The following is a 14030-nucleotide window of genomic DNA, read 5'->3' on the forward strand; positions in this document are numbered from 1 at the left end:
GGACTTATACTTAATAAGTAGCAGATAACCAGTCTAGCTGTAGGTTTCTGGCTCGGGCAGATGTGGCTTTTTGCTTAAACCAACGTCCCGCCCAAACAGCCACCCGTAATACCCCAGCCCCGCCACGCAGGCCCACTGAATAGCCGTGAGGCCCCAGCCACTCGGGGCCGGTGTGGGCTTGATGAACTCGACCAGCAAGCGGAACAGCAAGTAACCTACCATAAAAAACCGGAACCGCCAGCCGTCAGGCAGCGGCCGGCGGCGCTCCAGCAGCCAGAGCCCGGCACCCAGTAGGAGCAGCCAGCCGATTTCGTAGAGGTTGGTGGGGTGGCGCGGGATTCCGTCGCCGAAGTTGATGCCCCAGGGCAGGGCCGCCGGCGTGCCGAAGGTGCCGTCGGTGAGGCCGGCCAGGTGGCAGCCCACCCGGCCCAGGCTCATGCCCACGATAATGGGAAACACCATCAAGTCACCGCTGGAGCTGGTGACGCCGAGGTGCTTTTTGGTCAGCTCCACCCCGATCAAGCCCCCGAGCAGGCCGCCCACGATAGTTTTATTGGTGAAGTAGTACAGCCAGCCGCCGGGCGGGTGCCAGAGCAACTCCGGGTGCTCGAGCAGGCCCAGCACCCGGGAGCCCAGCAGCGCCCCGGCCGCGCAGCCCACGAAAATCCAGAGCCGGTGGTCGTCCGAAATCAAGTCGTGGGTGCGGGCGCGCAGGCGCTGGTAGAACCGGTAACCCAGGGAGTAGGCCAGCACCTCGAAGAGCAGGTGCACCGGCAGCACCAGCGGCCCCAGGGCGAGTTGGACGGGGTAAGTCAAGGTTAGTTGTTGGTTGTTGGTTGTTGGTTGTTGGTTGTTGGTTGTTGGTTGTTAGGCCAGCCGTTGACCAGTGGGACGGCAAGTACGGAAGTTTTAGAAAGCCAAAGCCCCTTGCCGTGAATGACAAGGGGCTTTTCTCGGCAGCCGTTGGCAGCCCCGATGGGTTACAATGCGGAGCGGCGGGAGCCGACGTATAACGACCTAACAACTGACAACTGACAACTGACAACTGACAACTAACAACGAGCAACTAAACTACTCGTTGTTTTCCGCAGCGGCCTTGCGGGTGAGAATCGTCAGCGGGGAGCGGCTGACGGCCGATTCGCTTTCGTAGCCGGTGCGGCGCAGGTTGGCGGCCGGACTGTCGCCGGTGGCGGGCAGGGCGCGGTTGAGCCAGCTCAGAATATCGGTGGTGGTGCCGGGCAGCAGCCCGTGGAAGGCAGCCAGCAGCTTGGCTGGCAACGAGAGGATAACTTCGCCGTCGCCGCGGCGGCAGGCGTTCCAGATCTGGCGGGCGGCCTGGTCGGCGCTCATCGTGAGGCCGGGCAGGGAATCGGCGACGCTAAACCAGGCGTACTCCTGCTGCTGCTGGCCCTTGACCATGGCGTGGCCGGGGCTGCCGGTGCGCATCAGGCCGGGGCACACGGTTGTGACGCTGATGTCGTACTGCTTGAGCTCGGCCCGGAAGCCTTCCGAGAGGCCCACCAGGGCAAACTTGCTGGCGCTGTAGGGCATCAGGTGGGGCAAAGCTACTTTGCCGCCCAGGGACGAGATATTGACGATGCGGCCCGCCCCGCGGCGGCGCATGCTGGGCAGCACGGCGTACATGGCGTGCAGCGGGGCCCAGAAATGCAGGTTCATGGATTCCTCGTAGTCGCGCACGTCCATGTTTTCGAGCGGGCCGCCGAGGATGATGCCGGCGTTGTTGATGAGCACGTCGATGGGGCCCAGGCGGGTTTCGACTTCGGCCACCAGGGCCCGCACTTCGGCCTCGTTGGTAATATCGTGGGAGAGGGTCAGCACGTCGGCTTCGGCGGCCCCGCAGGCCCGCAGGTCCTGGCGGGCGCGCTCCAGCTCGTCGGCGTCGCGGGCGCAGATGGCCACCCGGGCGCCTTCCACCACGGCCTGCCGGGCCAGCACCAGGCCCAGGCCGCGGGAGCCGCCGGTGATGAGCACCACGCGGCCGTTGAGGTCGTAGGAGCCGCGGCGGTTGACGAACAGCGTGGCGGCGGCCATCAGAACGCCGGCGCCCGCGGCAGCCAGCCAGTTGTTTCGGGTTTGTCGCTTCATACCCTCTTGTAAGCAAACCCGGCCGGAAAGGTTACACGGCCGCCGGCCGCCGACGGGGCAAGAAATATTCAAGTGCCGCGTTATTGCCGCGGCCGGTGTCATTTTTGGCACCATCTTTACGTGGGCAAGGTTCTACCCCCACGACCTAACTGGCCTTGTTGCCCTGACTTTACGGATGATCATGAAACCCTCTTTGCTGGCCTCCCTCCTGCTTTCGGCGGCCGTAGCCCAGGCCCAGACGGCCCCCGTTAAAACCAAAACCAAGACCGAAGTAGCCGGTACGACGGTGAAAACCAAGGCCAAAACCACTGCCCCGGCCGCGGCTCCCAAACCCGCCCCCGCGCCGTCGGCCGAGAAGGTGGAAGCCAAGGCCAATGCCCTGACCGACAACATGCGCCAGGGCCTGAACCTGACCCCGGCCCAGACCGAGAAAGTGCGCCAGATCAACCTGACCAGCGTGCGCAACGTGGAAACGGCCCGCCTTCAGTACCGCGCCGACGTGCGCAAGCTCAACGCCGTAGTGGACGACATCGGGCAGTCGCGGCTGGCGATGCTGAAGGACGTGCTGGCTCCGGACCAGTTTGCCAAGTACCAGCGCAAGCGGGAGGAGAAAATGGGTGTGCCCAACGCCACCGGCGCCCAGGGCAACGCCGCCCCCGGCCTGCCCAGCCGCGACGAGTAAGCCTCCCGAAATTTGAAAAAAGCGGGGCCGCCTTTGAGGGTGGCCCCGCTTTTTTTTGTGCGCTAAACGCAGCAGCAGGCCAACAAAACCGGCCTGGCGGAAGTTGTAGGGGCTTTGAGCGTCGGGGGCGAGGCTCCGATTTTACCAACAAGAGAGCTTACATGCAGCTTCACCTAGACAGCCTGATTTTCGATTTGGACGGCACCCTCTGGGACGCCACCGCCACCGTCGCCGAGGGCTTCCACCGGGCCCGGCAGCGGGTCGAGTACGTGACGCACGACGTGACCCTGGACCAGGTGCGGGCCGTGACCGGGCAGCCCTACCCGGTGGTGTACGAGCGGCTGTTTCCGGAGCTGAGCCCGGCGCAGCGGGAGGAATTCCGCCATATCTGCGCCGTGGAGGAGCTGCGCAGTGCCCGGGAGCGGGGCGGCGTGCCGTATCCGGTGCTGCGCGAGACGCTGGAGTATCTGCGGGGCAAGTACCGGCTCTTTATCGTCAGCAACTGCCAGACGGGGTACATTGAAGCGTTTCTGGACCACACCCAGACGGGCGAGTTGTTTGAAGGGCACCAGTGCTTCGGGACCAAAAACCTGCCCAAGGCCGATAATATCCGGGAAATTGTGGAGCAGTTTGGCCTGCAACAGCCGGCCTACGTGGGCGACACCGAGGGTGACCACAGCGCCTGCCGGGCCAACGGGCTGCCCTTCCTCTTTGCCGCCTACGGTTTCGGCACGGCCCCCGACTACGAGGCCCGACTCGACACCTTTGGCGACTTACGGCAGCTACTGTAGCGGGCCGTGGATTGGGGCAAAGGAGGTTCGCGGCGGGCGAATCGGGTTTCGTTTTGCTCGAATGCCGTTTTCGATTCCTCGAATCGGGGTTTGCCTGGCTCCACTGGTGGTTCGGGTCTCTCGAATCGAGTTTCGCTCGGCTCCACTGGTGTTTTGCTTCCCTCGAAGGGTGTTTTGCCTGGCTCCACGAGGGTTTTGCCTAGCTCGAAGGGTGTTTTGCTTCCCTCGAATGGTGTTTCGGGTTGCTCGAATGCAGGTGTGCCGATACAGAGGTAGCCGCTAGACGGGCTTGAAGGTTTCCCAGCCCAGCTTGAGGATGATGCCGCAGACGACGACCAGGAACAGCACCCGCACGAAGCCCACGCCCTGCTTGAGGGCCATGCGGGCCCCGAGCGTGGAGCCCAGCATGTTGCAGGCGGCCATGGGTAGGGCAATGTGCCAAATGATGTGGCCGGTGTAGGCGAAGTAGGCCAGGCTGGTCAGGTTGGTGGCCACGTTGACCATCTTGGAGGAAGCCGAGGCGCTCAGGAAGTCGTAGCCGAACAGGCCTACGAAGGCGAAGAGCAGGAAGCTGCCGGTGCCGGGCCCGAAAAACCCGTCGTAGAAGCCGATGACCAGGCCAATGGCTACGCCGTAGAGCGGCTCCTTGCGCTCGGGCAGGCGGGGGGCGTGAATGGCGCCGAAATCTTTGCGCCAGAAGGTGTAGATGGCAATGACGACCAGCAGGCCCAGCACCAACGGGCGCAGCAGCTCACTGGGCAAGAGACTCACCAGGCGGGCCCCCAGAAACGAGAAGACGCCGGCCGTGACGGCGGCCGCGCCCACGGCCCGCCAGCGGATGGGCACCTGCCCCATGTAGCGGCGCAGGGCGGCGGCCGTGCCGGCAATGGACGACACCTTGCCCGTGCCCAGGATGGTGGGCACCGGCACGCCCTGCAGCAGCAGCAGCATGGCGGGCAGCTGAATCAGGCCGCCGCCACCCACGATGGAATCAATAAAACCGGCCAGAAAAGCAAAGGCGCAGAGCAGCGCCAGCGTCGCGTCGAGAAAGTCCATAAGCGGGGGCAAAGATACGGGCGCACTTTTCTTGCGGGCCTGCGTACAGGGGTATTTTCAGGGCAACAAGGCCCGATTTTCGGGGTTTTGGGCAACCTCAACCACGGAAAGTTCGGACCGCGCGGCCGTTTCTACCGTACCTTCGGGCCATGACCGAAAATCTGACCCAGCGCAGCAAGATGCTTACGCTGGCTGGGGTGCTGCTCGCCCTGTTTTTGAGCTCCCTCGACCAAACCATCGTCTCGACGGCCCTGCCCCGCATCGTGGCCGACTTGCACGGCTTCGACCGGTTTGCCTGGGTGGCCACGGCCTACCTGGTGGCCAGCACGGCCCTGGTGCCGGTGTATGGCAAGCTGGCCGACATGTACTCGCGCCGCAACATCGAGGTCACCGCCATCCTGATTTTTTTGACTGGCTCGGCCCTCTGCGGGCTGGCCGGCGAGTTTGGAACCCTGCCCCTGCTCGGCGACGGAATGAGTCAGCTCATCATCTTCCGGGCGTTGCAGGGCCTGGGCGGGGCCGGGCTCTTGGCCATGGCCTTTATCATCATTGCCGATTTATTTCCGCCCGCCGAGCGGGGCAAGTACCAGGGCTTCGTGGGGGCCACCTTCGGGACGGCCTCGGTGCTGGGCCCGTTTCTGGGCGGCCTGCTCACCGACCACGGCTCGGGCCTGCTGCCGGGCATTGCGGGCTGGCGCCTGGTGTTTTACGTGAATCTGCCGCTGGGCCTGGTGGCGCTCTGGTTTATTCTTTCCCGCATGCCGCGGCTCAAGCCCCGGGGCGAGAAAAAGCCGCTGGATTACCTCTCGGCCCTGCTACTCATCAGCAGCCTAGTGCCGCTGGTGCTGGGTTTGCAGCTCAACAAAGCTATATACGCCTGGACGTCGCCGCTCACGCTGGGCCTGCTGGGCGGGGCCGCGCTGGGCCTGCTGCTGTTCGTGTACCGGTCGTTGCACTCGGCCAACCCGATTCTGGACTTCACCCTGTTTCGCAACCCGGTGTTTCGCTCCGCCAACATTGCCCTGTTTCTGCTCGGCGGCGCGTTTCTGAGCATCGTCATTTTCGAGCCCCTGTTTATGGTCAACGTAGTGGGAGCCTCGGCCACCCAGGCCGGGGTGAGCCTGATTCCGCTGTCGATGGGCGTGGTGAGCGGCTCGATGCTGGCCGGGCAGATGGTGGCGCGCTTCGGCCACTACAAGCGCTGGATGCTGGGCGGCGGCCTGATTCTGATTACCGGACAAGCCCTGCTGGCCACGATGCCGGCCTCGGCTTCCTACGGTCAGGTGCTGCTCTACGTGCTGATTTGCGGGGTGGGCCTGGGGCCGAGCATGCCGCTGTATACCCTGGCCATTCAGAACGCCATTGAGCCCGGCTTTACCGGCCAAGCCACCTCGGCCTGCCAGTTTTTCCGGCAGATTGGCGGGGCCACGGCCGCGGCCCTGCTCGGCACCATCCTGACCCTGAGTCTGGCCCAAACCCTGCCCCCAACTACTGCCCCGACTGCCGCGGCTCCGCTGGCGGCCAGCGTGGAAACTGCCCCGGTGGTGGCTCACGCGGCCCCGGCCCCGCCCACGCCGGAAGTGCGCGCCGCCTTTGCCCACGGCATTTCCCGGGTGTATTTCTGCACGCTCTGCCTGGTGCTCTGCGGCTGGCTGGCCACGTTCTTCATTCCGGAGCTGCCGTTGCGCACGTCCAACGCCTGCAAGCCCGCCGCCGCGCCGGTGCTGGTGGGGGCCAAGTAGCCTGGGAGGCCAAGTCTGCGGAAACTACTGACCTCGAATCTGGTTTTATAGGCTGCTGAATTGCCGGCTGGCTCTGACTTTGGGGCCGGCGGCTTTTTCCTTCTGACTATGAACCACCAACCTCTTCGCCTCAGTGTGCTGGACCAGTCGCCGGTGCGGCAGGGCGGCACGGCCCGGCAAGCCATCCTCGAAACCGTGGAGCTGGCCCAGCTGGCCGACCGTCTGGGCTACACCCGCTACTGGGTTTCGGAGCACCATAACACGGCCACCCTGGCCGGCTCCACGCCCGAAGTGCTGCTGGCCCACCTAGGCGGCGTCACGCGGCGCATCCGCCTGGGCTCGGGCGGCGTGATGCTGCCCCACTACAGTGCCCTGAAGGTGGCCGAAAACTTCCGGATGCTCGAAACCCTGTTTCCCGGCCGCATCGACCTGGGCGTGGGCCGGGCCCCGGGCTCCGACCGGCTCACGGCCTCGGTGCTGAACCCGGCGAATAACTTCGCCGAAAACGACTTCATCGAGCAGCTCATGGATTTGAGCCGCTACCTGACCGACGCCGACGAGCCCGGCTCCATTCAGGAGAAGGTGAAAGCCTCGCCCCGCGCCGAAACCGTGCCCGAGCCCTGGATTCTGAGCTCCAGCGGGCAGAGTGGGCTGTTTGCTGCTTACCTGGGCATGGCGTTTTCCTTCGCCCATTTCATTAACCCCACCGGCGGCCCGCAGATGGTGAAAATGTACCAGGACCGGTTCAAACCCTCCGTGCATCTGCAGCAACCGTTGGCCAACGTGGCCGTTTTTGTACTCTGCGCCGATACCGAGGAAAAAGCCCGGCAGCTGCACGAGTCGCTGGCCCTGCAGATGCTGCGACTGGAGCGCGGGGAGCGGCAGCCGATGGGGCCCTACGAAGAAATTAAAGATTACCAATATTCGGCCGCCGAACTGGAACGCATGGCCTACCACCGGCAGCGCATCATCAGCGGCACGCCCGCCCGGCTTAAGGATCAGCTAACCGACCTGGCTCGGCAGTATGGCGTGGGGGAAGTTGTGGCCGTGACCATCACCTACGACTTTGCCGACCGGCTCCGCTCCTACCAGCTGCTGGCCGAGGCATTTGCACTTACCCCGGCTGAGTTCGTGGCGGCTAGTGTGTAGCGGCTCGCCCCGATTCCCCGCAAAATTATATACGGCACCGGGTGTACACATCCGGTGCTTTTTTGTATTTTTGCCGACCCTATTGTACTCTGTTTTGCCCTAACTCGATGAAAAAGAGTTTTTTCCTGCTCGCCCTGCTGGTGAGCCTGGCCTCAGCCGCCGTTGCCCAAACCGCTAGCAAAGAGCTATACACGGCTGTCGTCAAGAATAAACCCGCGGACGCCGAAGCCCTGCTCAAGGCCGGCGCCGACGCCAATGCGTCCATCGAGCTGGTCCCCGGATTTCCCACCACGTTTCTGATTACGGCCGCCGGCCATGGTGATCTGGACCTGGTAAAGGCGCTGGTAAAGTACAAGGCCCAGGTGAATAAGGCCGACGCCTTTAAGGGTACGGCCCTGATGGCCGCCGCCGGCAAAGGCAAAAAGGACATTGTAGAATTCCTGCTGGCCAGCGGTGCCGACGCCAAAGCCAAGGACGACGACGGTAAAGATGCCCTGGCCCACGCCAAGGAAAGCGGCAACAAGGAAGTTATTGCCCTGATTGAGCAGAAAATGATGTAAGCCCCGGCTGCGGCCCGGCTCATCGGCTACCTTTTTTTGCCCCGCACTGGCCTCTGCTACGCAGGAGCTGGTGCGGGGCAAAGTCGTTTTGCGGGCCTTTCTTTGCCGACCCCAACGCCCTAGCGTTGCGTACAAGCGCCTATGTCATCCAGTAACTCCACCACCTCGACTCCCTCTGCGGCGGCTCCTCCGGCCCCCGGCCTGCTTGCCCGCCTCGGCCTCGACTGGTTTTTGGGCGCCCTGCTCCTGGCCGTGGGGGCCGCTTACCTGGCGCCGGGCATCGGCAGTAAAAGCAGCCCCGTGCCTTGGTCGGCGCTGACGACCGGGGGTGTGGCCGTCATTTTCTTCTTCTACGGCCTGCGGCTGAGTGCCGACAAGCTCAAGGCCGGTATGCGCAACTGGCGCCTGCACCTGGTTACGCAAAGCGCCACTTTCGTGCTGTTTCCGCTGCTGGCACTGGCCGTGCGGCCCTTGTTTACGGGGCCCAAGGGCGAGGCGCTCTGGGCCAGCATCTTCTTTCTGACCACGCTACCCTCCACCGTGTCCACGTCGGTTGTTATGGTTTCCATTGCCCAGGGCAATCTGCCGGCCGCCATTTTTAACGCCAGCATTTCCAGCCTGCTCGGTATTCTGCTCACGCCGGTGTGGGTAAATATGGTGCTGCACACCGGGGCGGCTCAGGTAGGGCTGGGCGGTATGGTGGCCAGCCTGGGCGGGCAGGTGGTGGCCCCGGTAGCGCTGGGGATACTGCTCAACGCCCGGTTCGGGGCCTGGGCCGAGGCACACAAGCAGCAGCTGCGCGTTTTCGACCAGCTCATCATCCTGGTGCTGGTCTACACGTCGTTTTGCGAGTCGTTTGCCGAAAACCTGTTCCGCGACTACCGCGCCACCGATATTCTGGCCTTGGCCGCCGGCATGGTGGCCCTGTTCCTGCTTATTTTCGGCCTGATTACGGGCGTCAGCCGCCTGCTCGGTTTCTCCGACGAGGACCGAATTACGGCCGTGTTCTGCGGCTCCAAAAAGTCGTTGGTGCACGGCACGGTGCTGGCCAAGGTGCTCTTTGCCCACTCCATTGCCCTGGGCACCCTGCTGCTCCCGCTGATGCTCTACCACGCCCTGCAAATCATCCTGGCCAGCGTCATTGCCCAGGCCACGGGGCGGCGCATGAAAGCCCAGGAGCCGGCCGCCCCAGTGGCCGTGCCACGCTAATACCCAGCAGGCCGGCCCCTAAACAGTCAGGCAGGTCCGAATTGCCTTGTAGCCCAGCAAAACCGGCCCTTTTCAGCAAACCATTTTTTAGCAGCCACCAAGCTGCTACGACTCATGCCCGGCGACTTACGGCGGCAGCCGGGGCAATGGCCCCCGACACAGCCGTAGCTACTCAGCCGGCAAGCTCAACCGCAGGCCCGGCACCAAGCTAAACTATAGTAATTGTCAGCCCCTTAGCAGTCTTGCACTTATCCCCGGGGCTGGGACTTTTTAATTATTTAACACAGCAAAAACTGCCTTTACGCCGTATAGAAGCCAGATTTATCTTCCAATCCGAATATATTTTCCATTAGTATGAACTATCAAATGGAAAATATGATTGTGCCCCTGAAAACATAACAACTTTCCTATGCTTACCGTGCAGTTGGCGAATGCTGGATTCTACGAAATTTCCTGGCCTACTCAAGTTATTGAAGGCACCACGTTTATCCGGCCCGGCGCCCGGGAATCGGTGCGGGTATTTCTGCCCCGCGACTCGTCGGAGGTGGAAGTATATGCCGGCGCGTTGAAAGATGGCCGGCTGGTGTACCAGGGGCCGGCCGAAACCGCCGCCCAGCTGGCCCTGCTCGGCAACCGCAGCAACTAGCCGCGGCCGCTACTACTCAACTCACAAAAAAGCTCCTGACAGCAACGTCAGGAGCTTTTTTGTGGCCGTCGACCGCGAGAATCTAGCCCAGCTTTTCCTGGAAGAAGGCCAGCGTCAGGGCCCAGGCCTCCTGGGCGGCAGCGGCGTTGTAGCTGGGCCGCTCGTCGCAGTGGAAGCCGTGCTCGGCGTAGGAAATGACGGTGTTGATGTAGGGCTTGCCGGCTGCGTCGAGGGCGGCGGTGACGGTGTCAATCTGAGCCTTGGGAATGTGGGTGTCCAGGCCGCCCCAGAAAAACAGGTGGGGCGCGTGCAGCTCCCCGGCCCGGCCGGCCAGATGGTGGGTGCCCCCGCCGTAGTACGACACGCCCGCCGAGAGCGGCAGCACGGCATTGGCTAAAAATGACACCCGTCCGCCCAGGCAAAACCCAATACTGCCGATTTTGCTAGTCACGCCGGCTTGGTCGCGCAGCCAGGCGTAGGCGGCCTGCAGGTCGGCGGTGAGGCCCTCGGCGGTAATAGCCTGGAAGTGGGGCGCGGCGCTGGGAAAGTCGGAATAGGGAATTTCGAGGCCGGCGGGGGCGCTGCGGTGAAACAGCTCGGGGGCAATAACCACGTAGCCAGCCTGGGCCAGCCGGTCGGCTACGTTGCGGATATGGCCGTTGACGCCGAAGGCTTCCTGGAGCAGCAGGATGCCCGGATGCGGGCCTTCGATGCTGGGCACGGCCGTGTAGGCGTTGAACTGGGTGTTGTCGTTGGCGGCAGTCAGGGTAACGGCGTTGGGGTAGCTCATGGGGGTCGGGAGTGTGGTTGGTTGTGGGGTAGGTAGCTGAGGTGCTAAAGCGGATGGTCAGGTAGTTTGTTTTTCGGCTGGACGTCCTCCTGGACAGCCCGCTGCTGGGTTCTTGTCGGGGCGGCCGTACCTTTAGGAGGTATTTCCCGGCCCCTCTTTTCTGCAGCAGCATGCTCCGAAGTCTACTCACTTTCCTGTTTATCCTCAGTATTTGCGTTACGTGTCTGGCCCAAACCAAAGCCAAAGAGCTGTTTGCGGCAATTCACGACAATAACGCCCAAAAGGTAGAGAAGCTCCTCGACGCCGGAGCCGACGCCAGCGCCGTTATGCAAATCGGCCCGGGCGCCCAGTTCAGCGCCCTGACCATGGCCATTAATACCAGCACGTTTCCCATCGTGAAGCTACTAGTGGAGCACAAGGCCCAGTTGGAATGGAAAGATTGGTTTAAGTCGACGGCCCTGATGTACGCGGCTGGCAAGGGCAACCGGGAAATGGTGGAGCTGCTGCTGGCTCACGGCGCCAATGTGCGGGCCGACGACGGGCAGGGCAACACGGTGCTGGTGGCGGCCCAGCAAAGCAAAAACCCCGAAGTCATTGCCCTCATTGAGGCCAAGCTGAAGCAGTAACCCCCTACCCGGCCCGCTTCCCGCTGGTTTCACTGCTCCCGCATGTGTAGCAGCCGTACAATCAGGCCGGTCCAGCCGGTTTGGTGGTTGGCGCCCATGCCCCGGCCATTGTCGCCGTGGAAGTACTCGTGAAAGAGCAGGTAGTCCCGGAAGTGGGGGTCGGTTTGCAGCTTCTCGTCGGGGCCGAAGGCGGGGCGGCGGCCCTGCTCGTCGCGCAGCAGCAGGCGGGTGAGGCGGCCGGCCAGGGCGGCGGCCACCTGCTGCAGGTCCAGAAACCGGCCCGAGCCCGTGGGGTATTCTACCTTGAACTTGCTGTCGTAGTAGAAGTGAAACCGCTGCAGGGACTCAATTATCAGGTAGTTAATCGGGAACCAGATGGGGCCGCGCCAGTTGGAGTTGCCCCCGAACATGCTCGTTTCGGCCTCGCCCGGCACGTACCCCACCGAGAAGTCGGCTTCCTCGGTGCTGAACACGTAGGGGTGCTCCAGGTGGTGGCGCGACATGGCCCGGATGCCGAATTCGGAGAGGAACTCCGTCTCGTCGAGCATGCGGCCCAGTAGCTGCTTGAGGCGGGAGCGGCGCAACAGGCCCAGCAGGTGGCGGGCCCCCTTGCCGGGCTCTTCCCAGCGGCTGACCAGCTTGGCCAGGTGGGGCCGGTTTTCGAGCAGCCAGGTGGCCCGAGCCGTGAATTCGGGCATTTTACGCAGCAGCGCCTCGTCAATGACTTCCACGGCAAACAGCGGAATCAGGCCCACGATGGAGCGTACCTTGAGCTTGGTGCGCTCCTCGTCCGGGGTGTGGAGCACGTCGTAGTAGAAGCCATCCTCGTCGTCCCAGAGGTTAAAAAGTCCGTCGCCGCCCCGGGTCATGGCGTCGGCAATGTAGAGGAAGTGCTCGAAGAACTTGCCGGCCAGTTCCTGGTACACGGGGTTGGTTTCGGCCAGCTCCAGGGCCATGCGCATCATGTTCAGGGCAAACATGGCCATCCAGCTCGTGCCGTCGCTCTGCTCGATAAAGCCGCCGGTGGGCAGCGGGGCGCTTCTATCGAACACGCCGATGTTGTCCAGGCCCAGGAAGCCGCCCTCGAAGATGTTCCGCTCACTCTTGTCCTTGCGGTTTACCCACCAGGTAAAGTTCAGGGCCAGCTTATGAAACACGGCTTCCAGAAAGGCCCGGTCGCCGTGGCCGCCCTGCAGCTTTTTGTCCATCTTGTACACCCGCCAGGTGGCCCAGGCGTGCACTGGCGGGTTCACGTCGGAGAGGTTCCACTCGTAGGCCGGCAGCTGCCCGTTGGGGTGCATGTACCAGTCCTTGGTGAGCAGGCGCAGCTGGTCCTTGGCAAAGCCGGCATCAACCATGGCCAAGGGGATGCAGTGGAAAGCCAAATCCCAGGCCGCGTACCAGGGGTACTCCCACTTGTCGGGCATGGAGATGATGTCGGCGTTGTGCAAATGGCGCCAGCGGTGGTTGCGGCCTTTGTCGCGCTCCACGGGCGGAGTCAGCACGGCCGGGTCACCGTCGAGCCACTGGGTCACGTCGTAGTAGTAGAACTGCTTGCTCCAGAGCATGCCGGCAAAGGCCTGGCGCTGCACGTTGCGCACGTCCGGGTCGGGCGGCAGAGCTTCCTGGATACAGTCGTAGAACTCGTCGGCCTCCCGCTGCCGGGCGGCAAAAAGCGCCGCGAAGTCGGCAAACGGGGCCGCGTGCACTGCCTGGCTCAGGCGCAGCCGCACCGTGGCCGACTGGCCCGGCTCCACCAGCAGCTCGTAGCGGGCCGCCACCTTGGTGCCTTGCTGCTCGGTGTTGATGGCCGCCGCGTCGCCGTCCACCACGTAGTCGTTGATGCCATCCTTGAAGTGGCGGCCCTCGGCGGGCAAGTCGTAGAGGCGGGCCCCGTTGGTTTCGTTTTCGCAGAAGAGCAGCGCCGGGGCCTGGTCGCAGTAGAGGTGGTAGCGGCCCAGCAGCGGGTGCTCGGCTTCCACGGTACCGGGCGCAGTTTCGCGCAGCACGGGCCGGGCCGGGTCATAGCCCCAGCTCCAGGTATTGCGAAACCAGAGCTGGGGCAGCACCGTCAGCGGGGCCGGCTTGGGGCCGCGGTTGTGCACCGTGAGCTGCACCAGCACGTCGTCGGGCCCGGCCTTGGCGTACTCAATAAACACGTCGAAGTAGCGGTTTTTCTGGAAGATGCCGGTGTCGAGCAGCTCGTATTCGGGCTGCTGCCGGCTGCGCTTGGCATTTTCCTTGACCAGCTTCACGTACGGAAACTTCTGCTGCGGATACTTATACAGCATCTTCATGTAGGAGTGCGTCGGCGTGCTGTCGAGGTAGTAATAGAGCTCCTTCACGTCCTCGCCATGGTTGCCCTGCCCGTTGGTCAGCCCGTAGAGGCGCTCCTTCAGAATCCGGTCCTGCCCGTTCCAGAGGCCCACCGCAAAGCACAGCAGCTGCTGGTCGTCGGAAATGCCCCCGATGCCCTCCTCGCCCCAGCGGTAGGCCTTGCTGCGGGCCATTTCGTGGCTGATGTAGTCCCAGGCGTTGCCGTCGGCACTGTAGTCTTCGCGCACCGTACCCCACTGGCGCTCGGTCAGGTAGGGTCCAAACTTCTTCCAGGCGGCGGTGCGCGCGTTATGTTCAGCTAAGCGTAGTTGTTCCTGCGTCATACTCTCGTGTGGG

General features: G+C 63.4%; 13 protein-coding genes. 8 read left to right on the plus strand and 5 right to left on the minus strand.

Features of this window, described 5'->3' with window-relative positions:
* Nucleotides 1-33 precede the first annotated feature (33 nt).
* Nucleotides 34-816, minus strand: a complete 783-nt coding sequence (locus tag CLV45_RS11355) for a prolipoprotein diacylglyceryl transferase (protein ID WP_100336469.1) — start codon at nt 814-816, stop codon at nt 34-36.
* Nucleotides 817-1071: 255 nt separating this feature from the next.
* Nucleotides 1072-2106: an SDR family NAD(P)-dependent oxidoreductase gene (locus tag CLV45_RS11360; RefSeq protein ID WP_100336470.1), complete on the minus strand. Its 1035-nt coding sequence runs from the start codon at nt 2104-2106 to the stop codon at nt 1072-1074.
* Nucleotides 2107-2287: 181 nt separating this feature from the next.
* On the opposite strand from CLV45_RS11360, the gene CLV45_RS24925 reads away from it, so the two are divergent.
* A complete protein-coding gene (locus CLV45_RS24925) occupies nt 2288-2788 on the plus strand; it encodes a hypothetical protein (RefSeq protein ID WP_157807421.1) in 501 nt (166 codons plus the stop codon).
* A 161-nt stretch (nt 2789-2949) separates the two neighbouring features.
* Complete coding sequence (locus CLV45_RS11370; protein ID WP_100336471.1) at nt 2950-3579, plus strand: HAD family hydrolase; 630 nt, start codon at nt 2950-2952, stop codon at nt 3577-3579.
* A gap of 279 nt (nt 3580-3858) precedes the next feature.
* Here the strand turns inward: CLV45_RS11370 and CLV45_RS11375 are convergent, their stop codons facing one another.
* Nucleotides 3859-4635 (minus strand): sulfite exporter TauE/SafE family protein, encoded by a 777-nt coding sequence (locus CLV45_RS11375; RefSeq protein ID WP_100336472.1) that lies wholly within the window; start codon nt 4633-4635, stop codon nt 3859-3861.
* A gap of 149 nt (nt 4636-4784) precedes the next feature.
* Between CLV45_RS11375 and CLV45_RS11380 the strand changes: the two genes are divergently transcribed.
* The 5 genes from CLV45_RS11380 (at nt 4785) to CLV45_RS11400 (ending at nt 9941) form a co-directional block, all read left to right on the plus strand.
* Nucleotides 4785-6377 carry an MDR family MFS transporter gene (locus CLV45_RS11380; RefSeq protein ID WP_245882835.1) on the plus strand — a complete coding sequence of 531 codons (1593 nt, stop codon included), beginning with the start codon at nt 4785-4787 and terminating at the stop codon, nt 6375-6377.
* A gap of 108 nt (nt 6378-6485) precedes the next feature.
* Entirely contained in the window at nt 6486-7526 is a 1041-nt protein-coding gene (locus CLV45_RS11385; protein WP_100336473.1) for an LLM class flavin-dependent oxidoreductase, read from the plus strand.
* 107 nt (nt 7527-7633) lie between these two features.
* A complete protein-coding gene (locus tag CLV45_RS11390; protein WP_100336474.1) occupies nt 7634-8086 on the plus strand; it encodes an ankyrin repeat domain-containing protein in 453 nt (150 codons plus the stop codon).
* A 141-nt stretch (nt 8087-8227) separates the two neighbouring features.
* On the plus strand, nt 8228-9295 hold the full coding sequence (locus CLV45_RS11395) for a bile acid:sodium symporter family protein (RefSeq protein ID WP_100336475.1): 1068 nt from the start codon (nt 8228-8230) through the stop codon (nt 9293-9295).
* A 409-nt stretch (nt 9296-9704) separates the two neighbouring features.
* Complete coding sequence (locus tag CLV45_RS11400; RefSeq protein ID WP_100336476.1) at nt 9705-9941, plus strand: hypothetical protein; 237 nt, start codon at nt 9705-9707, stop codon at nt 9939-9941.
* Nucleotides 9942-10023: 82 nt separating this feature from the next.
* Here the strand turns inward: CLV45_RS11400 and CLV45_RS11405 are convergent, their stop codons facing one another.
* Nucleotides 10024-10731, minus strand: coding sequence for a dienelactone hydrolase family protein (locus CLV45_RS11405; RefSeq protein WP_100336477.1), 708 nt, complete (start codon nt 10729-10731; stop codon nt 10024-10026).
* A gap of 170 nt (nt 10732-10901) precedes the next feature.
* On the opposite strand from CLV45_RS11405, the gene CLV45_RS11410 reads away from it, so the two are divergent.
* Nucleotides 10902-11357, plus strand: coding sequence for an ankyrin repeat domain-containing protein (locus CLV45_RS11410; protein ID WP_100336478.1), 456 nt, complete (start codon nt 10902-10904; stop codon nt 11355-11357).
* A 29-nt stretch (nt 11358-11386) separates the two neighbouring features.
* On the opposite strand, the gene CLV45_RS11415 is transcribed toward CLV45_RS11410, so the two are convergent.
* Nucleotides 11387-14017 carry an MGH1-like glycoside hydrolase domain-containing protein gene (locus tag CLV45_RS11415; protein ID WP_100336479.1) on the minus strand — a complete coding sequence of 877 codons (2631 nt, stop codon included), beginning with the start codon at nt 14015-14017 and terminating at the stop codon, nt 11387-11389.
* Nucleotides 14018-14030: the final 13 nt, after the last annotated feature.

It is taken from the genome of Hymenobacter chitinivorans DSM 11115, assembly GCF_002797555.1.
In the GTDB taxonomy this organism is placed as follows: Bacteria; Bacteroidota; Bacteroidia; order Cytophagales; family Hymenobacteraceae; genus Hymenobacter; species Hymenobacter chitinivorans.